14 protein-coding genes are annotated in these 23,878 nt (G+C 39.4%); 12 read left to right on the forward strand and 2 right to left on the reverse strand.

What is annotated here, in order from left to right; translation table 11 throughout:
* Positions 1-38: 38 nt before the first annotated feature.
* From NU09_RS02290 to ilvA, 8 genes are all read left to right on the forward strand, one after another.
* Entirely contained in the window at positions 39-929 is an 891-nt protein-coding gene (locus tag NU09_RS02290; RefSeq protein WP_129749641.1) for a FecR family protein, read from the forward strand.
* 3 nt (positions 930-932) lie between these two features.
* The gene (locus tag NU09_RS02295; protein WP_129749642.1) at positions 933-3,455 is read left to right on the forward strand and encodes a TonB-dependent receptor plug domain-containing protein; all 2,523 of its coding nucleotides are present in this window, start codon (positions 933-935) and stop codon (positions 3,453-3,455) included.
* Between the two features lie 661 nt (positions 3,456-4,116).
* Complete coding sequence (locus NU09_RS02300; protein ID WP_129749643.1) at positions 4,117-5,013, forward strand: branched-chain amino acid transaminase; 897 nt, start codon at positions 4,117-4,119, stop codon at positions 5,011-5,013.
* Positions 5,014-5,018: 5 nt separating this feature from the next.
* Positions 5,019-6,698, forward strand: a complete 1,680-nt coding sequence (gene ilvD, locus NU09_RS02305; protein ID WP_129749644.1) for a dihydroxy-acid dehydratase — start codon at positions 5,019-5,021, stop codon at positions 6,696-6,698.
* Positions 6,699-6,708: 10 nt separating this feature from the next.
* Complete coding sequence (gene ilvB / locus NU09_RS02310; protein WP_129749645.1) at positions 6,709-8,466, forward strand: biosynthetic-type acetolactate synthase large subunit; 1,758 nt, start codon at positions 6,709-6,711, stop codon at positions 8,464-8,466.
* Positions 8,467-8,480: 14 nt separating this feature from the next.
* Positions 8,481-9,068 carry an acetolactate synthase small subunit gene (gene ilvN / locus NU09_RS02315; protein WP_207209745.1) on the forward strand — a complete coding sequence of 196 codons (588 nt, stop codon included), beginning with the start codon at positions 8,481-8,483 and terminating at the stop codon, positions 9,066-9,068.
* A gap of 34 nt (positions 9,069-9,102) precedes the next feature.
* On the forward strand, positions 9,103-10,149 hold the full coding sequence (gene ilvC, locus NU09_RS02320) for a ketol-acid reductoisomerase (protein ID WP_129749647.1): 1,047 nt from the start codon (positions 9,103-9,105) through the stop codon (positions 10,147-10,149).
* A gap of 7 nt (positions 10,150-10,156) precedes the next feature.
* A complete protein-coding gene (gene ilvA, locus NU09_RS02325; protein ID WP_129749648.1) occupies positions 10,157-11,416 on the forward strand; it encodes a threonine ammonia-lyase IlvA in 1,260 nt (419 codons plus the stop codon).
* A 482-nt stretch (positions 11,417-11,898) separates the two neighbouring features.
* Here the strand turns inward: ilvA and NU09_RS02330 are convergent, their stop codons facing one another.
* Together NU09_RS02330 and NU09_RS02335 are read right to left on the reverse strand one after the other, a co-directional pair.
* A complete protein-coding gene (locus NU09_RS02330) occupies positions 11,899-13,128 on the reverse strand; it encodes a type II toxin-antitoxin system HipA family toxin (protein ID WP_129749649.1) in 1,230 nt (409 codons plus the stop codon).
* Positions 13,129-13,131: 3 nt separating this feature from the next.
* Positions 13,132-13,419 (reverse strand): helix-turn-helix domain-containing protein, encoded by a 288-nt coding sequence (locus tag NU09_RS02335; RefSeq protein WP_129749650.1) that lies wholly within the window; start codon positions 13,417-13,419, stop codon positions 13,132-13,134.
* 551 nt (positions 13,420-13,970) lie between these two features.
* Between NU09_RS02335 and NU09_RS02340 the strand changes: the two genes are divergently transcribed.
* The 4 genes from NU09_RS02340 to NU09_RS02355 all read left to right on the forward strand — a co-directional run bounded on the left by NU09_RS02340 (position 13,971) and on the right by NU09_RS02355 (position 23,878).
* A complete protein-coding gene (locus NU09_RS02340) occupies positions 13,971-15,608 on the forward strand; it encodes a sensor histidine kinase (RefSeq protein ID WP_165357645.1) in 1,638 nt (545 codons plus the stop codon).
* Positions 15,595-16,245 (forward strand): response regulator transcription factor, encoded by a 651-nt coding sequence (locus NU09_RS02345; RefSeq protein ID WP_129749652.1) that lies wholly within the window; start codon positions 15,595-15,597, stop codon positions 16,243-16,245. Before NU09_RS02340 ends, NU09_RS02345 begins: the two co-directional genes overlap by 14 nt.
* A gap of 99 nt (positions 16,246-16,344) precedes the next feature.
* Positions 16,345-17,709 (forward strand): phosphatidylinositol-specific phospholipase C domain-containing protein, encoded by a 1,365-nt coding sequence (locus NU09_RS02350; protein WP_129749653.1) that lies wholly within the window; start codon positions 16,345-16,347, stop codon positions 17,707-17,709.
* A gap of 10 nt (positions 17,710-17,719) precedes the next feature.
* Positions 17,720-23,878 (forward strand): T9SS type A sorting domain-containing protein, encoded by a 6,159-nt coding sequence (locus NU09_RS02355; protein WP_129749654.1) that lies wholly within the window; start codon positions 17,720-17,722, stop codon positions 23,876-23,878.

The raw sequence follows: 23,878 nt of genomic DNA on the forward strand, positions 1-23,878 counted from the left end.
ATAATCACTTTTGTCTCAATTTATATAAAGCATATTTTATGAAAGAAGATACCCGATTGGCAAAATGGCTGTCAGGCGAACTTAATACAGAGGAACTGGAAGAACTTAAAAAGTTACCCAACTATATTACGCTGCTTCGCATCAAAGAAAATCTTGACAGCCTGCAGTCTCCTTATTTTAATGAAGAAGGAATACTGACTGAGGTTTTAAGCCAGCCAAAAACAATAACTAAAACAATACCATTATATAGAAGATACTGGTTTACTGCTGCTGCAGTTATATTAATTATGTTAGGAATAGGTTTTGTATTCACTGTTCAGGATACACATGAAGAAGCCTTTAGCGGTCAAACCTTTGCTTTAAACTTACCGGATGCTTCTGAGGTTATTTTAAATTCAGGTTCAGCCTTGAGCTATAATAAATGGTCATGGGATAATAACAGAAAAGTTGAACTAAATGGTGAAGCCTATTTTAAGGTAGCTAAAGGAGAAAAGTTTTCTGTAATTACCTCATTAGGTACAGTACAGGTACTTGGTACACAATTTAATGTTAAGGCAAGAGCGAACAGGCTTGAAGTTACTTGTTTTGAAGGGAGTGTAAAGGTTATTAAAGACGGGAAAGAGGTAGTTTTAAAACCTTCTCAGGGACTTTATTATGAAGATGATGTTTATAGCGGAGTACTTCGTATGGAAAAAACAGATCCGGCATGGCTACATGATGAGCTTATCTTTAATAAGGAGAGCTTAGGAGCAGTTATTGCCGAAATAGAAAGGCATTACAATATATCCATAGAGAACAAAGCAAATTCATCTCAGTTATTTTCGGGTACTTTACCGGGAGATGATATTGAGACTGTTATTAAGATATTAGAACTTAATTATCACCTTAAAGCAGAGAAAAAAGACAATGTTATTATCTTAAAGCCATAAATTTTGTTTAATAATCGGTTTCTGTTTTTCATTCTTTTTCTTTTTCCTATCCTATGTCTAGCACAGGATGACAGGAAGAAACCGCTTAGTGAAATACTGGATGCTATAGCTAGAGAATATAATATCAATTTTAACAAGATAGATGAGGAGCTTATAGTATATACAATTATTCCGCCAGAGAATAAATTATCTTTAAATGAAAAATTAAAATATATTGAAAAAAATACCCGACTCAGAATAGAAGCAATAAACGATAAATATTATTCTGTTTTTAATGATGTTGGGATGGACAAACCTTTATGTGGTTATTTATTGGATAGAGAAACAGGGCAGGGAATTGAAAATGCTCAAATAAGTATAGAAGGAAGTACAACTTCTTTAGCCTCAGGGATAAATGGCTTTTTTTCTATTCCGGAACTTACTCCTAATTTAATAAGTATTAACCATTTGGGATATGAGCCTAAAATAATTAATCCGCAAGATCTTTATGTTTCCGATTGTCCGAAAATATTTTTAACCCCGGTTATCTTACAACTCGATGAGGTTATTGCAGAGAGATATCTTACACTGGGTATTACTAAACAAGAATTTGGAGAGCTTGTTGTAAAACCCCGTAAATTCGGTTTGTTACCAGGCCTTACCGAGCCCGATGTGCTTCAAACTATGTTACAAATACCGGGAATAGCCAGTATTGATGAAACAGTTTCTAACATAAGCGTTAGAGGAGGGACACATGATCAAAATCTTTTTTTATGGAATGGTATAAGAATATACCAGACAGGACATTTTTTCGGTCTCATATCTCCTTTTAATGCTTTACCGTCAACAAGTATAACCATATATAAAAATGGTACTTCAGCTTTTTATGGTGAAAGTGTTTCCTCAACGGTTGATATAACTTCGTCCACACCTTTTGTTTCAGGTTTTTATACTGCGTTTAATGCCGATATGATAAGTGCTTCATTTTTTACAAAAGTGAATATTGATACAAAAAGTGATATACAGGTTTCAGGAAGAAGATCATATACTGATGTTTTAGAGACACCTACTTATAAAAGTTACAGGGAAAGAGTATTTCAAAATACAACAGTTACAGACGTAGCACAAAACTCTGACCTACCGGTTAAAAGCGATGATAATTTTTATTTTTATGACTTTTCGTTGCAATACAACAGACAAATAGATAGTCTTCATACACTAACAGTTAATGGAATAGGGATTCATAATTTTTTAGAAATCAATCAGAAAACAGCTATAGCAGAAAGGGAAGTACATTTAATACAACAAAACTTCGGAGCTTCTATTGCTTTTAATTCTGATTGGAGTTTAAAACATAAGAGTTTTGTAAAAGGAAATTTTTCATGGTATGATGTTGAGGCCGAAAATGAAGCTATAGAAAATTATCAGGAAACTTTTCAGCAAAACAGGATTTTTACAAAAGACCTTAGCGTGGGCTATACATTTTCGGGTTCACGACAATTAGGTGTAGCAATAGGTTATGAGCTAAACGAAACCAGTATACTAAATCTTGACAGGATAAATGATCCCGAGTTTTCAAAAAGAAGCAAAGAGGTTAATGTTACTAATAGTGGTATTGCAGAGGTACAACTTAAAAGTAAGGATAGTGATATTTATACAAAACTCGGTGTAAGGGTTAACAGCTATTCCAAAACAGGAAAAATAATTATTGAGCCAAGATTGTCTTTTGGGAAATTACTTAATGAAAAGTTCAGGATTGAAGTACTTGGCGAGCGCAAGAGCCAGTCAATGTCACAAATAATAGATCTACAACAGGACTTTTTAGGTATAGAAAAGCGTCGTTGGGTGTTGGCAAATAATGCAGACACTCCATTGCAAATAAGTTGGCAGAGTTCTGTTGCACTAACATATAATTATAAAGATTTACTTATAACTTTAGAGCCTTTTTATAAAAAGACAGAAGGTATCAGTAGTAATAGTCAGGGATTTCAAAACCAGTTTGAGTTCTTAGATACTACAGGGAGCTATACTGTTTTTGGGGGAGAACTTTTATTTCAAAAAAAGATTTGGCGTTTTTATAACTGGCTTTCTTATACTTACAACAATAATGAATATAATTTTATAGGATATATACCTCCTCAGTTCAGAAATAACTATTCTATCAGTAATGCTATATCTGCTGCTACAGTGTATGAATGGAGCAACTATAAAATTGGCCTAGGCTGTAAATGGCATACAGGTAAGGTAGTAACGGAGCCAGATGGTTATAGTATAGATACTGAAAATCCTGCTAATTCGTTTATAGAATATAAACAACCAAACAGTACCGAGCTTAATGATTATTTTCAGGTTAATTTATCATTCTCTAAAAACTGGAAAATAGGTAAATCTGATCTTTCTCTAAACGGTGCAATTACCAATTTATTTAACAGGCAAAATATCTTAAACAGGTATTATAGGATAAACAAACAAAATAATAATATAGAAAGTGTAAATATTTACTCTATCGGATTTACACCTAATGTAGGGGTAAAGCTAATATTGTGATAAGACTCTTTGATACTTCAAAAATAAGATGAATTTTGTAAATAACTGTATCAATTAAGATAGCGATATCGTGTTGGTTGTGATTTTTTTATTCCATAGGAGTATGCAATTTCTTGTATGAATTCCATTTAAGGCCTTTATAACTTAATAGAATATTTTTGCTAAACTTCTAGCATAGGTAGAGCTTAGTGTACATCTATATATAATAGCCTCTCTTGCTAACGCTCAAAATCCTGTACATATCTTTTACAAATTCAAATCCAGCCTTCTTTGCTTCCGATAAAAATATTTAACTAAAATATTAAAAAATGTGAAATTGTAATTAGTAGTATTGTATGTTATTAAAAATACTATATTTGTTTTAACAAAAAAAGTGATGAAAACACAAAACAACATTATCATTTCAATTATTAGCATTATTGTCATTCACAATAGTGCAGGAATGGTATTGTAGTAAAATATAAAGTTAAACTATGAAGCCGTTCCTGAAAAAGGAGCGGCTTTTGTTTTTTAGGTTATGCAGTACATAGTAGTCATTATCATTATTATTATCATTATTCCCTTACGCTTGTGAGAAGGAAGGCATAACCTGTACAATAAACCTTTCAGCCCTTCTCACAAAATGAGAAGGGCTTTTTTTTGCTCATTTTAAAACCATAATATGTACTACGACAATAACACAGTTATTTACTTTAACGGAAACTTCGTGAAAGCTACGGAAGCAAGAATCGATTTGTACGGACAGTCCTTACACTATGGATATGCTGTTTTTGAGGGTATTAAATCGTACAAAACCGAAAACGGTATCCAAATTTTTAAAGTTAAAGAGCATTATGACCGCCTGCGAAAATCGGCACAGGTAATGCACATGCCTTTTGATTACACTACTGAACAGTTAACGGAGCTCACTTATAAAGTGTTAGAGCTAAACGGGCTAAGTGATGCTTATATACGTCCGTTGCTTATCTGCTCTCCCAATATGGGACTTTCCAAAGGACAAAAAAGTTACCTTACCATTGAAGCCTGGGAATGGAATAATGGTTATCTGGCAAACAAGATGCGTATAAAAACATCACCTTACCAAAGGCCAAACCCAAGAGCTTTTCACGTTGAGGCAAAAGTAAGCGGACATTATGTAAACTCTATACTTGCCTGTCAGGATGCAAAAGATTCAGGGTATGATGAAGCTCTTGTACTCGATGCAAAAGGGTATGTGGCCGAAAGTTCGGGTGCCAATGTTTTCTATGAAAAAGAGGGTGTATTGTACACACCGGAAAAAGGAAGCATACTTCCGGGAATTACACGTGCCACGGTTTTTGAAATATGCAGGGAGCTTGGTATTCCGTATAAGGAAAAACTTTTCACACCAGATGAAATGCGCGGTGCCGACGCAGGTTTTTTTTGCGGCACAGCAGCCGAGATCGTAGCCTTAGAGTCTTTAGACGATGTACCGTTTGCAAAAAACTGGGAAGATACACTAAGCGCTAAAGTGCAAAAAGCCTATCGAAATCTTGTAGTAGGTAAGGAGCTGGAAGAATTTAAACTGCAGTTAAAATAACTCAAATGGATATAAATAAGTTTTCGAGGATTTTTACTCAGGACGATACACAACCGGCAGCAAAAGCAATGCTGTATGGCATAGGCTTTACCGATGACGACATGAACAAAGCTCAGGTGGGGATTGCGAGTATGGGCTATGATGGCAATACCTGTAATATGCATCTTAACGAGCTGGCACAGGCTGTGAAAAAAGGAACTTGGCAAGAAGGACTTGCAGGATTGGTTTTCAATACTATAGGAGTTAGTGACGGAATGAGTAATGGCACCGATGGCATGCGGTATTCACTGGTAAGCCGTGATGTTATTGCTGATAGTATTGAGGCCATCTGCGGAGCTCAGTATTATGACGGACTGATAACTATTCCAGGCTGTGATAAAAACATGCCCGGAAGTATAATTGCAATGGGCAGGCTTAACCGCCCGTCTTTAATGGTGTATGGCGGTACTATCGCTCCGGGGTGTTATAAAGGGGAAGACCTCAATATTGTTTCGGCTTTTGAGGCATTGGGTCAAAAAATAGCAGGTAATATGCCTGAAGAAGATTATCAGGGCATAATACGTAATGCCTGCCCCGGAGCAGGTGCCTGTGGAGGTATGTATACTGCAAATACAATGGCTTCGGCTATAGAGGCGCTTGGTATGAGTCTGCCTTATTCTTCATCCAACCCGGCTTTGAGTCCTCAAAAAAAACAGGAATGTCTTGAAGCAGGTAAATATCTCAAACTACTACTGGAAAAAGATATCAAACCAAGCGATATAATGACCCGTAAAGCTTTTGAAAATGCTATACGTATTGTAGTCGTTTTGGGAGGCAGCACAAATGCGGTATTGCATTTTATTGCTATGGCAAAAAGTGTAGGCGTACATTTAACTCAGGATGATTTCCAGAAAATGAGTGATAAGACACCTATGCTGGCTGACTTTAAACCAAGCGGTAAGTACCTTATGCAGGATCTTCATAATCATGGCGGTATCCCAGCCGTAATGAAATACCTTCTTCAGGAAGGGCTTCTTCACGGTGACTGCCTTACTGTAACAGGTAAAACCGTAGCACAAAACCTTGAAAATGTAAAAGGACTTGATTTTGAAAAACAAAAAATCATAAGGCCTTTATCTAATCCCATAAAACAAATCGGACACTTAAGAATCCTTTATGGTAACCTTGCCAGCAAAGGCAGTGTGGCAAAAATAACAGGAAAGGAAGGTGAACGCTTTACCGGTCCTGCCCGTGTTTTTGATGGTGAAAAGAAACTTATTGAAGGCATAGCAAACGGAAAAGTTAAAGCTGGAGATGTAATAGTTATCCGAAATGAAGGACCTAAAGGAGCTCCCGGCATGCCGGAGATGTTAAAGCCTACCAGTGCACTTATAGGCGCCGGATTGGGTAATAGTGTTGCCCTGATAACGGATGGTCGCTTTAGCGGAGGGACACATGGTTTTGTAGTAGGACATATTACACCTGAAGCCTTTGAGGGCGGACTAATAGCTCTTGTTCAAGACGATGATATAATTGAAATAGATGCCGTAAACAATACCATTAACCTTAAAGTGAGTGAGAAGGTTATTGATGAGAGAAAAAAGGTCTGGATAAAGCCAGAATTTAAGGTTAAAAAAGGATTACTGTATAAATATGCCTTAACGGTATCATCGGCGGCTGAGGGCTGTGTTACAGATGAGGCTTAAAATAAATGTTATGGAACGAACCTTTGAGGAAAATAAGCAAAAAGCTTCAGATAAAACACAATTGGTACAACAGCTTAGCGGTAGCCAGATTGTACTGGAAGCATTTTTACACGAAGGAGTAAAAACCATTTTTGGTTATCCGGGTGGTGCCATTATGCCTATCTATGATGCTCTTTATGATTATACCGACAGGCTGGAGCATATACTTGTACGTCATGAACAGGGTGCCATACATGCAGCACAGGGATATGCAAGGGTATCGGGTAAAACAGGTATTGTGTTTGCAACCAGCGGGCCGGGAGCGACTAATTTGGTTACAGGTCTTGCCGATGCCTTAATAGACAGCACTCCGCTGGTGTGTATTACAGGGCAGGTATTTGCCCATTTGCTGGGTACAGATGCTTTTCAGGAAACTGATGTTATTAATATTACCACTCCGGTTACCAAATGGAATTATCAGGTTACTGATGCGGATGAGCTTCCATCAGTACTGGCAAAAGCTTTTCATATAGCTGGTTCAGGGCGTCCTGGTCCTGTGCTTATAGATATTACAAAAAATGCCCAACTCCAAAAAACGGATTATCGTGGTTATACTCCGTGTAATTATATAAGAAGTTACAGACCGAAGCCAATCCCAAGAGCAGAATATATTGAGGCAGCGGCAGTACTTATCAATTCGGCTAAGAAACCTTTGGTAGTGTTTGGGCAGGGAGTATTACTGGGCAATGCAGAAAAAGAATTTACAGCTTTTATAGAGAAAGCAGGTATCCCTTCGGCATGGACAATACTGGGCATGAGCGCTATACCTACCAGTCATCCTTTAGGAGTGGGGATGGTAGGTATGCACGGTAACTATGGTCCTAATTTGCTCACAAACGAATGTGATTTACTTATAGCTATTGGGATGCGTTTTGACGACCGGGTAACCGGCAGGCTGGATATGTATGCTAAACAGGCAAAAATTATTCATATGGATATTGATCCGGCAGAGATAGATAAAAATGTAAAAACCGATGTTCCTGTATGGGGTGATTGTAAGGAGACGTTGCCGGCACTTACTGCTCTAATCAATAAAAAAGAGCATAAGGAATGGCTTCAAAAGTTTAAGGATTGTGCTGAAAAGGAAAATCTAAAAGTAATACAGGGTGAGATGTTTCCTGTAGAAGAAGTTCTCACAATGGCAGAGGTAATTAATCACCTTAATGAGCTTACAAATGGTGAGGCTATTATAGTGACTGATGTTGGTCAGCATCAAATGGTTGCGTGTCGTTATGCAAAATATCAACATTCTAAAAGCAATATAACAAGTGGGGGGCTTGGCACCATGGGGTTTGCCCTTCCCGCAGCAATTGGTGCTGCCTATGGCGACACTTCGCGTACTGTTGTTGCTGTAATAGGTGATGGCGGTGTGCAAATGACCATACAGGAGCTGGGTACCATTATGCAATTTAAGCCTAATGTAAAAATACTGATACTAAACAATTGCTTTTTAGGGATGGTACGCCAATGGCAGCAGTTATTTCATGAAAAGCGATACTCTTTTGTTGACATCCAGAGTCCTGATTTTGTACAGGTTGCAAAAGGCTATGGTATACCGGGGCAATCGGTTAATAAGCGAAGCAATTTGAATGGTGCCCTGAAAACAATGCTGGAGCATGAAGGAAGTTATCTGCTGGAAGTAATGGTGGGTAAGGAGAATAATGTATTTCCAATGGTACCTCAGGGTAAGAGTGTGTCAGATATTGTATTGAGTCGTGATGAAATGTAATTAATAATAAAATTATGAAACAGGAATTTACAATAACGGTTTATACCGAGGACCATATAGGACTCATAAACCGTATTGCCATAATTTTTTCAAGACGAAAAATAAACATCGGGAGTATTAACGCCGGACCTACTGAGGTAGAAACTATTCACAGGTTTACCATAGTTATTACTGAAACTGAAGAGGTAGTGCAAAAAATTACCAAACAGATAGAAAAGCAGGTTGATGTGCTCAAGGCTTTTTATAATACTGACGATGAACTGGTTTGGCAGGAAATGGCTATGTATAAAGTGCCTACCAAAATAATAGCAGAGCAGGTTAAGGTAGAAAGGCTGTTACGTCAGTATGGTGCTAATACGGTAGTAATACGTAACGATTATACGGTATTTGAAACCACAGGACAACGGGAAGAGATAAATGCTCTTGCACAGGCTCTTGAACCCTGGGGGCTTATTGAGTTTGTACGCAGTGCGCGTATAGCAATCATTAAAAGCAGTCACGGGCTGCACAAGGCACTATTGGAATTTGAAGCGGCAGAACCGTCTGAACCGGTAGTGGAAAATGAATTTTTAGATCAACGTGATGGCGTGTTTACGCTTTAAAATAATAACCAAACTAAAATAAAACAAAATAAATATGGCAAAATTAAATTTTGGAGGAGTAGAAGAGAATGTAGTAACAAGACAGGAATTCTCATTATCAAAAGCTCAGGAAGTATTAAAAGACGAAGTAATAGCAGTTATTGGCTATGGGGTACAGGGACCGGGGCAGGCTCTCAATCAAAAAGATAATGGTATTAATGTGATTGTAGGACAGCGTAAAAACTCCAAATCATGGGACAAGGCAGTAGCTGATGGCTTTGTACCGGGTGAAACCCTTTTTGAAATAGAAGAGGCTCTTAAAAGGGGAACAATAATATGTTATTTATTAAGCGATGCGGCCCAGATAGAGTACTGGCCTAAAGTAAAGGAACACTTAACACCGGGTAAAGCGCTTTATTTTTCCCATGGTTTTGGTATTACGTTTAACGACCGTACCGGTATTGTACCCCCTCCGGATGTGGATGTGTTTTTAGTAGCTCCAAAAGGATCGGGAACCTCATTACGACGTATGTTTTTACAGGATCGGGGATTAAACAGCAGTTTTGCCATTTATCAGGATGCAACCGGTAGGGCATGGGACAGGGTGGTAGCTCTTGGTATTGCCATAGGTAGCGGTTATCTTTTTGAAACCGACTTTAAAAAAGAGGTATACAGTGACCTTGCCGGAGAGAGAGGTACGCTTATGGGAGCCATACAGGGTATTTTTGCTGCACAGTATGACGTATTGCGCAAAAAAGGACACAGTCCGTCAGAAGCATTTAATGAAACGGTAGAAGAACTAACACAGTCGCTAATGCCTCTGGTTGCCGAAAACGGTATGGATTGGATGTATGCCAACTGTAGTACTACTGCACAGCGAGGTGCACTGGATTGGTGGAAACGTTTTCGCGATGTAACTTCTCCTTTGTTTGAAGAATTGTACAATAGTGTAGCAGCAGGTAACGAAGCTCAACTTTCCATAGACAGTAACAGTAAGCCTGATTACAGGGTAAAACTTGAAGAGGAGTTGCAGGAATTGCGTGAAAGTGAAATGTGGCAGGCAGGTAAAACGGTACGTAGCCTAAGACCTGAAAATAACTAATGCCAATATGAAGACCAAAACCTATTTACCCACACTGGAGAGTATTAAAGAAGCTGCTCAAAGATTAAGTAATGTTGTGACTAAAACACCATTACAGCACAACAGAACCACATCTTCACAGTATAATGCCAATATCAGTTTTAAGCGTGAAGACTTGCAGCAGGTTCGGTCGTATAAGATAAGGGGAGCCTATAATAAAATGGCTACCCTTACCAAAAGCGAACTTGAGAAAGGAGTGGTTTGCGCCAGTGCGGGTAACCATGCTCAGGGAGTAGCTCTCGCCTGCAATAAGATGAAAGTTTCAGGTACTATTTTTATGCCTGTGCCTACACCGGGTCAAAAACTGGAACAGGTTAAAATGTTTGGAGGCGAGTATATCAACGTTGTATTGTTTGGAGATACCTTTGATGATGCCAAGGAAGCTGCCCTGAGCTTTTGTAATGAAAAGGGAGCGGTGTTTATCCATCCGTTTGATGATTTTTCAATTATTGAAGGACAGGCTACAGTTGCACTTGAGATATTAGAACAAGCCACACAGCCAATAGACTATTTGTTTGTACCTGTGGGAGGAGGCGGCTTGGCAGCGGGTGTTTGTATGGTATTTCAGGTACTTTCTCCCAAAACAAAGATTATTGGTGTAGAACCTGTCGGGGCTGCCAGTATGAAGCAGGCAATGGCAAATAACAAGCCTGTACATCTTGATAAGATAAGTCGTTTTGTAGATGGTGCTGCTGTACAAAAAGTGGGTAACCTTACTTTTGATATCTGTCATGATGCCCTTTATGATATTGCTACAGTAGATGAGGGCAGAATATGTGAAGTGATATTATCACTTTATAATAAAGATGCTATCGTTGCCGAACCTGCAGGAGCCCTATCTGTATCGGCTTTAGCAACATATATGGAAGAGATTAAGGATAAAAACGTAGTATGTGTTATCAGCGGCAGTAATAACGATATTACCCGTATGGAGGAGATTAAGGAAAAAGCTCTTCTATATGCAGGGTTAAAACATTATTATCTGGTAAAATTTCCCCAAAGGCCGGGAGCCTTAAAGGAATTCGTTATAAATGTTCTGGGTCCTGAAGATGATATTACCTATTTTGAATACCTAAAGAAAAATTCTAAAGAAAAAGGCACTGCGGTAGTTGGTATCGAACTGAAGAGTAGGAATGACTTTGAAATACTTAATGCTAATATGAGGCAAAAAGGTTTTTTGGTTGAATATCTTAATGATCAGCCAATTCTTCTTAATCTGTTAATATAATAAACTCATTAAGATTCAATGGTATTCGGGGATAACCTTTACTTTTTCATATGTTACAAAAAAATGAATAATAGTTTTTTGAATTTTACTTAACGTCTTAAAGTCAACGGTTTAATGTTGATTAATTTTATTCAGAAAAATACGTTATTTTCCGATGCAGAAATTAGCAAGTCTTTATGTTGCTAAATTTCAGGGTGGTGAGGTACAATACGGATACAGTTTTTATCCAAATATCGACAAATATCACAAACAAACCATTTGTTTGACTTTCAAAGACATACCAGCGAAGGGCTGCTGGTTAGAACACAAATGTAAATATTTTTGATTGAAAAAGAGCTAATTTGCTAATTTTTGGCAGGTCTTAAAATCAATTAATTTTGTGAGGTACAAATTAATTACCTTATGGAAAACAAAATTAGTCATAGACTATGGATGATTTTAATTTTGATGACGTGGCACAGTTGGCAATCAAAACAGCCAGCCTATAGAATCTGTTTTTGGATTCTTTTGTCAATAAGTTCAGTTGATTCCTTTGAAACACCTGCATCTTTGGCAAAAAATTTCCATTGCGATACAGCATCAGCTACCTGCTCCACAATTGGTGCTGCGTTTCTCATGCCGAACTCGGAGGCCAATTCCCTTAAGTGCCTTCTTGTTGGATTGGCACTCTCATTGGCTATAGCGGTACTGTGCATGCCGTGGGAGGAATTGGAGTAGGTTAGGTCATAAGCCGGTGCAAGCTGCCAGTTCCCTTTGGAATCCATCAGATAGGAGATGTTCTTGCTATGGTCATCACGGTTATGTGAAAACACGTTAAATGCTGCTATACGCAGCACCTTTTCAAGTCCGGATACATTGCGTTCCAACCTGAATGCGGCATCCATAAGATTGCCGTAATCCATGTTGCTGTACCTGAAGTTGTCGTTGAGCATGGCGGCAGCGGAATGCAGATGAAATCTTCCGTCGCCCTCGCGGTCAAATCTTTTCGTGCCGAAAAACTTATGGTCTGATGCGGAGCTGAATAGCCTGCAGTCGGCCATCGAAATTCCGGCAGCCACTGCCATTTTATGGTAGGCATATTCTATTTGCGCAATATCCTGCCGGTCATTCGAGGAAGGAAACTTTATGAGCCAATGCTCGTAGGATTCTGGCAAAGAGTCCACGCCGTGGATCAAATGGTCTGTTTTGGGATTGTATCCGACAAGTATTTTAGGACGTGCACCTCCCGATGATCCTCCCATTTCGTACAGTTCGTCAATAATCGATGAGCTTGATCCCTGCAATACAGCATTCATCTCTTTGGATATGGCATCCAGTTCGACCTGCATTATTTCCTGTGCTGAAGTTTCGATCTGGGGGCGGTAGGTCAATGCGCCCATGCCTTTCAAGCCCACGTAAGCCAGGCGTTGTAATGCGGTTACATCCTGTAGGAGCATGCCTTTCGCTGTCAGGGTCCTGTCCAAAAGCAAACGCCCCCAGCCATCAGGCAGGGAGTCATAAAAAACGCCGAATAGGCCTTCAAAGGGCTGTGCGGGAGCTTCGAAAATTTTATCACCCAATGGCAGGTGGAAAGGCGATATTTCAATACCGGACTGTATAAAACCGGTATAGTATTTAAAGAAAATGCTCCTTCCTTGTTGTATCAGTTCACCTACCTGAAGCTCTTCATTCCCAAAATCGATGGAAACGGTAATCTTTTGGATCGGTACCATTTTTTATCGTGTCTTATTGCTGAATAATTTTTCCACTCTTTCCAGGCTTTCGTCAATCTGAAATACCGGGGTAAAATCCTCAAGGCGATTAAAAAAATAAGCTAATTTCAAAAGCGACTCCAGCGAGATTTGCCCTGATGTTTCAAAACGTTTCAGGCTACCGAAAGACACGCCCGAACGTTTCGATAGTTCAAGTTGTGAAATACCGTTTTTTTTACGTAATTGTTGTGCCTTTGCAGCAAGTTCCTTCATTACGGTCGCAGGTGTTTTTGTAACGCTGTATTTTGACATAAATGGATAATATATTATACAAATATAGTGAAAATATGTAATAATAGATAATATATTATATATAATCAAGTTTTGTGATAGGATTATAATAACAATCAGTTTGAATTTAACACGACCGTAGCGATAAGCGAAAAAGACCGGAAGTTTCGGACTTCAGATACGTGTACTATCACTTAACCAGCCGGTGTCACCTGTTGCTTACTGGTGATGATATAGTAAAGAAGTTTATAACCGGATTCGAGAGGCTTCCCTGAGGCCACTGTCGCTAATTCCTTTCTTTTCTTCCAAAATTCAAAATTTCAATATTCACCAAGTATTAAAAGAATTATTTATTTCGGACATCCCATTCAGAACAAATAAATACTGATTCAGAACATTTTTAATTCAGAGACTCGGTAGAGGTCCTATATTTGAATCTAAGAAACCATATTAACTTAGCTAAATCATAATATGGGTTTTTATTTTATTTTTGTTAAATGGTAAGAGTTTATTTCAGTTTTTTTTTAATTCTTCTGACTTTTTTTTGTTCTGGTCAAAGCTCTTTTAAACTTTTGAAGGAAGACCTTGAACAGAAGATAATATATTCTGATTTCAAAAAAGCTTTGACTATCATTAATGAAAACAGGGAAAATTATTTTGGCGTAGAAAGAAACGATTTAGACATCATGAAAACAAAGATTCTAACAGAATTTGGTCTTTATGATGAAGCTTTTAAACTTTCTCAGAATCTCATTACTAATCCTAAAATTACAGAGGAACAAAAACTAAAAATACACGTAGAAAGAGCCCTTATTTTTGAAATTAATGACAATAGTGAATCCTGTTTACTGGAGTTAGGCAAAGCTGAAACGATATTTTTTAAGCATCCCGAATTCAAGTTTAAAAACTACACCAATTTTCTTATCAGGAAATCGTCGTATTACAGAGTGAATGGTTTTTCAAAAAAAGCATATGCAGTAGCACTTCAGGCAAAAAAATATGCCGACTCTGTAAACGATAAAGTAAATATGCCGGTTGTTGAGCTTATCTTAGGGCTAGGTAATCGAAAAAGAGATTCAGATTCAGAACTAAGACACTATAATCGAGCACTTTATTTATACAAAAAATTAAATCACTATGAGGCAATTAGTTCAATGTATAACAATTTGAGTTATTATTATTTTTCAAGAGATGAGTATAAAATTGCTGATGTTTATATTGATTCTGCTATCGTAATTTCATCAAAATCAAATGTATTGAATTATAAAGCTGATGTTTTTAAGATGAAAAGCAAGATTTTAGAAAAACAAAACAAGCCGGATTCAGCATTGTTCTACTATAAAATTGCATCAGATTTGTATAAAAAATACAATAGCGAACAACGGGACCTTAAAGTCAGGGAGATTGAGATAGAATATGACTTTGAAAAAGAGAAATCTGAAAAACAGTTGCTTGAGAAAGATATCAGAACTACAAAAATACTGAATACAACACTTTTTATTTTGATTCTTGTTTTAGGTTTTTTTACCTGGCAGATTAAGAAAAATAAAAAAAAAATTGAGCGTCAAAAGAAAAAAATTTTACAAAATAATATTACCCTAAAAGCTAACGTGGAAGAGAAACAGTTTTTGGTCCAGGAATTGAATCACCGCGTTAAAAATAATCTGGCAGTGATTTTAAGCCTGATCGATTTTCAAAAATATCAGGCAAAAAATAAAAATTACAAAACTGTATTTGATGATCTGCATCAACGTATTAAGACAATAACTATAGCCCATGAGTTTTATTCGTATAGTGTGAATCATAACGACAATGATTTGATAGATGTTCAGAATTATATCAATAAAATCATAGAATCTCATCAAAAGAGTTCTTTAAGGACATTTGAATATATAAATGATAGTGAACTGATTTATTTAAATGTTGACAAAATACTATCTCTTGGATTACTTATTAATGAGCTGGTCACAAATTCTATAAAACATGCCAAACCATGTAATAATTTACTTGTTTTACAAATAGAACTCAGAAAAACGGACAACAGTAAAATTGAATTAAATTATCGTGATAATGGAACGGTTTTCAATATTGAGAAGAAGAATAACTCTCTGGGCCTTTTAATAATTGAGGGAATGGTTAAACAATTAAAAGGGGAGCGTACAAGAGAAAAATCAAACTATAAAATAGTATTTCCAAATGTTAGAGCATAATAGCAGGATATTAATTGTAGAGGATGAAGTTTTAATTGCATTTTCATTAAAAAAAATGCTGGATACCGTTTTCCTATCCGAGATTGCCCATGATTATGAAGAAGCAAAACTTCTTTTGTCTCATAAGTCATTCGATCTTGTTCTTATCGATATTTCCCTCTCCGGAGATAAAACAGGCCTAGATTTAGCAAATTTTATCAATACTAATATCTCTATCCCATTTATTTTTACAACTGCACTTACTGATAAAGCTACTCTTGAAAAAATTACAAATTTGAGACCATCTGCTTATCTCTCCAAACCTGTAGACAGCGTAAACCTGATTACCGCAATAAAACTTGCTTTGGCTAATGAGGATGCCATTTTTAAAATTGAAATTGGTAAGCAGATTTATTATTTTCAGGCAAAAGATTTTCTCTTTGCTGAAGCTGATCATGTTTATGTGGAAATACATCTAAAGTCGGGCAAAAATCAGATTCTGAGAACAACAATGACCTATTTACAAGAAGTGTTTCCATCCAAATATTTCAAGAGGATTAACCGTAGTGTGGCAATAAACCCTTATCATATATCAAAAATTGTTAACGATAAGTTATACCTGGAAGATAAGGTTTTTAAAATCTCAAAAAAAATTTGATCCTGTTTAGAACAAAAAATTAGTGTTTCAGAACATTTTTTTAAAGTTTGGATTGTAAAGTTATAGTTTTAAACCTACAAATAAAACTAGCCTTACGATATGAATGACTTTTCAAAAAAATGGATGAGCTATCTTGAAGATAGCAAAAAACTTACAGAACTTACCATTCCCGGAACGCATGATAGTGGAACTTATCTTTTAGACTTTAGCGGTCTTTCTAGATGTCAGGACAAAAGTATTGAAGATCAATTGAATCAAGGTGTTCGATTTTTAGATATTAGACTAAAACCGGGAATAGATAATGATAATGCCCTTTATATTGCACATGGGCTAGTAGAATCAGGATTTAGTTTTGCAGGTGATGTCATGCCAATTATTCAAAGGTTTTTGAATTCAAACCCTTCTGAAACGATTATCATGTGTATAAAAGATGATTCTAAAATGTATAAGAATCATAATCATAAAAAATATTTTTACAATGCTGTTTGGTCTACCATACAAGAGTATCATTTTTACACAAATGGTCAAATTCCTTCCTTAGATAAAGTAAGAGGAAAAGTAGTACTATTTAGACGTTTTTGGGCTCCTGGAGATTTATCTTTTCCTGTTGGGGTAAATTTATATGGAGACGATGATAACATATGGCCAAAAGATAGAATGAATGGTTTCGAAAATGACGGTATAAATTTTTATGTTCAGGACAGATATGACGATTGGAAAGGAAGAGAAGATATAGAAAATAAATTTAAAGAAGCTGTAAAACCAACATTAGAAAAGGCATCTTCATCTTTACCTAATACACTCTTTATAAATTTTACAAGCGGAACAAGCGGAAATATATTCTATGAGGATCCAAAAGAAATTGCAGAAATAGTAAATCCTTTGTTTTTTGAATATCTCTACAACAAACAAAAAACACGTTTTGGTATTATCCCAATGGATTTCCCCGAATCTCCATTAATCAATCGTCTTTATTCCTGTAATCCTTTCAATTTTATTTCCATGGAGTCGATAATGCCTGGGAATGTATATGAAATTAGACCAAGATTGGATTTAAACAAATGTCTGGATGTGAAAGGAAATATTCAGGCAGATGGAACACAAGTAATTATTCATACATCTAATAATCAATTAAATCAACGTTGGAAATTAGCCGATGCAGGGGATGGATATTTCTACTTACATACCCTAATTCAAACTGCAACCAATTCCGTCCTGGATGTAGCAGGAAACATACAGGCCAATGGAACAAATGTTATCATACAAAGGCAAAACAATGGTAATAATCAAAAATGGAAAATAACTAAACTGGAAAATGGATATTTCATTTTAGAACCTAAAAGTGCCCCTAACTCATTACTTGACTTATTTGAGGCAAACACAGAAGACGGTTCTCCTGTAAAAATTTTCGAAAAATCCAATAACGATTGGGCAGAACAATGGGCTTTACTACCTGTTAAATAAATTTAGTACTATGAAAAAACACTACTCTTATATTTTAATAACTTTATTTTTTACCCTTTTTACGGGGCAATTATGTGCTCAGCCTTATTATGCCCTCCCACAATGGGGGGCTTCAGGAACTTATCCTGTAGGGGATGTTAACGTTAGTTTTAATTATTCAGGAACTGCTGGGTTAGGAGGTTGCTGGGGAGTAAACTGGACAGAAAAAAATAATGGATATTTTACCTTTAATTTTGATGTCCCTATTGCAGGTGTTCGTATTTATGGTGTGGATTGGGATCAATATCCGTCAGCTACGCAAAATATAGCAGTGTCTATCAATGGCAATCCTTACAATTTACAAACTGCTAACCTGTCTCCATACAGTTACGGCAATTCTTGTAGTGCAGGTAGCAGATCCACGCAAGGCACAATATCAGGAGGGAACTTTATAAATGGTTGTGGTACTTTAACGATTACGCAGCCTGGCATTACTTCTTTAAAGGTACAAAACTCAGGAAATGGCTATTGGGGTTTTAGTGTGGAAATATTGCCCCTACTTACTACAACTAATACGCCTTGCGCCGGAAGTGAATTAAATCTTACGTCAAATTTTGGAGGACTTACAAGTGGGGTAACCTACAGTTGGACAGGCCCGAATGGTTTTACTTCCTCTCAACAAAATCCAACTATAAGTAACGCTACCGCGGCTAATGCCGGTATTTATACGGTTACGGCCAGTAATGGAACCGTTACGGCTTCTCAGACACGGAATGTTTATGTAAATCCGATTCCTGTCGTTAATAATGTAAACAATCAAACGCTTTGTAACGGTTCTTCGGTAAATACAATTAACTTTAGCAGCAATACTACAGGAGTGCTATGCGGAAGCGTGAACGAAGGGGGCACATTAAGCCTTAGTGCACCTGCAGGTTCTGTTTTCACCAATGTACAGTTTGCCAGTTATGGAAATGCTACAGGTAGTTGTGGTAATTTTACTTTAGGCTCTTGTCATTCAACTAATAGCGTTAGTTTGGTATCGGCTGCAGCTGTAGGCCAAAACTCTTTCAGCCTTGCTGCTACCAACGCCAATTTTGGAGATCCATGTACAGGCACGGCAAAAGATCTAAAAGTGCAGTTAAGCTATGGTATACCAATTACGTACTTATGGACAAATAACTTGCCATCCATTGGGCTGGCTGCTTCGGGTACGGGTAATATTCCGGCATTTGTGGCAACTAACGTAACAAATGCACCTGTTACAGCTACAATTACTGTTACACCTAGATATATAAACGGTGGCAGTTCCTGTTTTGGAACACCAATAACATTTACAATTACTGTAAACCCTTCACCAAAGATTACGGTTCAACCCATATCACAAACAACTTGCAATGGCAGCAATACCACTTTTTCCGCTACTGTAAGCAATGCAACTGATTACCAATGGCAGGTGGATCCAGGTTCAGGTTTTATCAATATGTCAGATACTGCACCTTACTCAGGAACAACGACTACCTCTTTAGCTATTACAGGAGTAACATCATCAATGAATGGGTACAAATATCGATTAATCGCTACAGGAAGTTGTACTCCTACAGTAACCAGTACTGATGCAATATTAACAGTTCCTTCAATAACGGGTACTACGATAGTAGCTAATGTCTTGTGTAATGGAAGTTCAAATGGCAGCATTAATCTTACACCATCGGGAGGTACCGGCCCATATACTTTTAACTGGGGTGGCGGTATAACTACCGAAGACAGAACAGGCCTTGCCGCAGGAAATTATTCAGTAACTATAACCGATGCCAACGGATGTACGGGGACGGTAAATGCAACAGTAAGCCAACCTTCAGTACTTACTGCCTCGACAAATGTAGTCAGTAATGTTTCGGTAATCGGCGGCACTGATGGTTCGGCAACGGTAAGTGCCTTCGGAGGACTGGCGCCATACACTTATCTATGGAGTAATTCGGCGACTACAGCATCAATAACGAGTATTGCCGCAGGTACTTATACTGTGATTGTGACCGATGCTATTGGCTGTACGGCCACATCAGGTGTTACAATTACAGAGCCGGTATGTGTCATGTCGGCTTCCATAACCTCACAGACTAACGTTACTTGTAACGGTGAGTCTACAGGTTCACTTACGGTACAACAAAGCGGTGGGGATGCTCCGTTCAGCTATTCATGGAGTAACGGTATATCATTGCTTAACAGCCCGTCTTCTACCAATACCCAGAATGATTTGGCAGCCGGTAGCTATACGGTTATTATAACCGATGCCAATGGCTGTACTGCCACTGCAACCGCCACAATTACCCAGCCTTCTGCTTTAAGCTTAAGCCAGCAGGTAACCGTAAACATTCTATGTCATGGTACAGCTACGGGTTCGGCAAGTGTAAAGGCAGCTACAGGAGGTGCCGGCGGTTATACCTATAACTGGACGCCGGGTAACCCCACAGGTGATGGTACAACAACTGTAACCGGCCTTACAGCCGGTACGTGGACCTGTACTGTAACCGATGCTAACGGATGTACAAAATCGGTAAACTTTACTCTTAACCAGCCATCGGCAATAAGTCTTACGCCAGCATCACAAACCAATATTGCCTGTCATGGCACAGCTACAGGTTCAGCAAGTGTAAGCACTGCTACCGGAGGTGCCGGCGGTTATACCTATAACTGGACGCCGGGTAACCCAACAGGCGATGGTACAACTACTGTAACCGGCCTTACAGCCGGTACATGGACCTGTACTGTAATGGATATGTTCGGGTGTACGAAATCGGTAAACTTTACCATTACACAACCGGCGTCTACAGTCTCAGGGGATACGGTAGTAACTAATGTTTTGTGTAATGGAGATTCTAATGGCAGCATTAACCTTACACCGTTGGGTGGTACCGAGCCATATACCTTTAACTGGGGTGACGGTATAACTACCGAAGACAGGACAGGTCTTCCTGTAGGAAATTATTCGGTAATGATAACCGATGCCAACGGATGTACGGGAACGGTAAACGCAACCGTAACCCAGCCTTCAGTCCTTACGGCCAGTGGTGTAGTTACGAATGTAGGCTGTAACGGAGGAAGCAACGGTACGGTAGACCTAACAGTTAATGGTGGTACCGCTCCTTATACCTTTGCGTGGAGCAACTCGGCTACTACCGAAGACATGACTGGCCTTATGGCAGGAACGTATGATGTTACGGTAACCGATGCTCATGGATGTACTGCTACCACTTCTGTAACAATAACCGAGCCTGCTTTATTGGTTGCCGGCACAGTAGTTGATACTAATGTGAGCTGTAACGGAGGTTCTACAGGTACGGCGACGATTAACCTGACAGGAGGTACAGCACCATTTGAGTATACTATAAACGGAACAACCTACAGCGGTGTTCCGGATGCAACACTAACCGTTCCCGGCCTTGCTGCAGGAACATATCCTGTAAACGTAACCGATGCTAACGGATGTACTGCCACTGCCTCTATAACTATTACGGAACCTGCGGTACTTGCTGCCAGTGGTGTGGCTACTAATGTAAGCTGTAACGGAGGCAGCAATGGTACGGTTGATTTAACTGTAACCGGAGGTACTGCACCTTACACCTACGTATGGAGCAACACTGCTGTAACAGAAGATTTGACAGGGCTTTCAGCCGGAACCTATGATGTAACAGTAACCGATGCTCTTGGATGTACCGCTACCGCTTCGGTAACGGTAACGGAACCTACCGTACTTACTGCCAACATTAGTTCACAAACCAATGTAGGCTGTAATGGAGGCACTACCGGTGCTGCTACAGTAACAGCAGCGGGTGGTACAACAAACTACACCTATTCATGGGCACCATCAGGAGGTACTGCAGCCACGGCTACCGGCCTTGCAGCAGGAACTTATACAGTAACGGTAACCGATGCTAACGGATGTACGGCTACTGCTTCGGTAACTATTACTGAGCCAACTTTACTTACTGCTTCTGCGGTAGTAAATACCAATGTAAGCTGTAACGGTGGTTCTAACGGATCAGCAACTGTAACGGCTGCAGGCGGTACAACAAACTACACCTATTCATGGGCACCATCAGGCGGTACGGCAGCTACGGCTACCGGCCTTGCCGCAGGTACCTATACTGTAACAGTAACCGATGCTAACGGCTGTACGGCCACCGCTTCGGTAACCATTACCCAGCCGGCAGTACTTACGGCATATGCTGTACAAAACTTCCCGGCCACCTGTGTGGAGAACCTGGATGGTGGCGCTACGGTAACCGCTGCCGGTGGTACAACACCATACACCTATGCATGGGATAACTCGGCCACTACTGCTGCGGTAACCAACCTTTCGGTAGGCAGTCGTACGGTAACGGTAACCGATGCTAACGGATGTACGGCTACAGCTACATTAACCATAGGATTTAACGATACGGTTAACCCAACGCCAACCGTTGCCAACCTTGCCGACATCACGGCACAGTGTGTGGTTAACGAGGCCGATGTTCCGGTACCAACCGCTACCGACAACTGTATAGGTACCATAACCGTAACGCATAACGCAACATTCCCAATCACGCTTCAGGGTACTACGGTAATTACCTGGACGTATGAAGATGTGAACGGTAACACGGCTACACAGACGCAAAACGTGGTAATTGACGATACAACAGCCCCTGTGGGCGATGTAACGAACCTTCTGGCCATTACAATGCAGTGCCAGGTGCTTACTACCGATATACCGGTACCAACAGCTACCGACAACTGTGCCGGCGCACTTACCGCTACAACAACTGACCCATTACTGTACACCACAGTAGGTAACTACGTTATTACCTGGAGTTATGACGACGGCAATGGTAACATTACCACCCAGACGCAGGATGTAATTGTAACCGAGTCGGCTATTAACGCAGTAACGTTTACCAGCCAGACCGTAGTGTACAACACGGCGGCACAGGCCATAACGGTAGACAACCTGCCGGCAGGCGCTACCGTAGCGTACACTATATCTCCGGATACCGGTTTAGGCAATGCAGCCATTAATACGGGTGTTTATACGGTAACAGCAGTGGTGACCCCGGCTCCGGATGCACCCAACTGTGACCCGATAACCCTAACGGCTACCCTGACCATAGAGCAGGCACAGCAGCAGATAATCTTCGATGCGCCTCCGGTTAAAAATCTTGAGGCTGACCCGGACTTCCAGCTCACTGCTACAGCTACATCAGGGCTTCCGGTGTATTATACCTACACCTATACGGCGCCAACCACTCCTGCAACCGTTACTGCCGACGGATGGGTAGACATGCTTACTTCGGGCGTGCTGCAGATAACAGCACATCAGGATGGTGACTCCAACTACCTTCCAGCTGTCCCGGTAACACAGGAGCAGGTAATTACCAGCAGCGACTCAAGCCTACATTTGGTAACCATTGGCGATACCGAATATGTAAACCCAACCGGCGAAGTGTATTACCTGATGCAGTGTGTTGATACTGCTGATGAAGTAACCGTAACCATTGAAACCGAAGTAGGGGCCGCCATCACCCCGGGCCATACCTTTACCATAGCTACCCCTCAGCCGGGCATCTACCACCAGGAAGTTGTGGTTACCTCCCAGGACGGAACGACTACACAAACCTATACCATTACGGTAGAGAAAATGTTCCCGTTCTTTGATATCGCGGTTCAGAAGTTTGATAACCTGTTGTTAGCGAACAACAATCCGCAAACCAACGGAGGATATTCATTTGTAGCTTACGAATGGTATAAAAACGGACAGTTGGTAGGCAGGCACCAGTACTATTCTGAAGGCCCGACCAACAACGACCTGTTAGACCCGGATGCAGAGTACTACCTGAGGTTAACAATAGTTGACGGCGATGTACTGCAAACGTGTATAGGACATGTAACGCTGGAGCACAGCTACAGGATGTCGGTAATACCTAACCCTGCTAAAGTAGCAGGCGAGGTTACCGTTACCTTAGACTTCCCTTCAGCCGAAATGGATAATGTGCGTATCGATATTTTTGATATTCATGGCAAGCTGGTTCACTCTTCTAACACCAGCGAGAGGATTACACCGGTACAGCTTCCGGGAACCCTTCAGGAAGGTATGTACATAGTAAGGTGTACTACGGCCAACCACGAGAAATCATTTAAAATTATTGTTAGCAATTAA

This window comes from Flavobacterium beibuense, from assembly GCF_004151245.1.
GTDB lineage: Bacteria > Bacteroidota > Bacteroidia > Flavobacteriales > Flavobacteriaceae > Flavobacterium > Flavobacterium beibuense_A.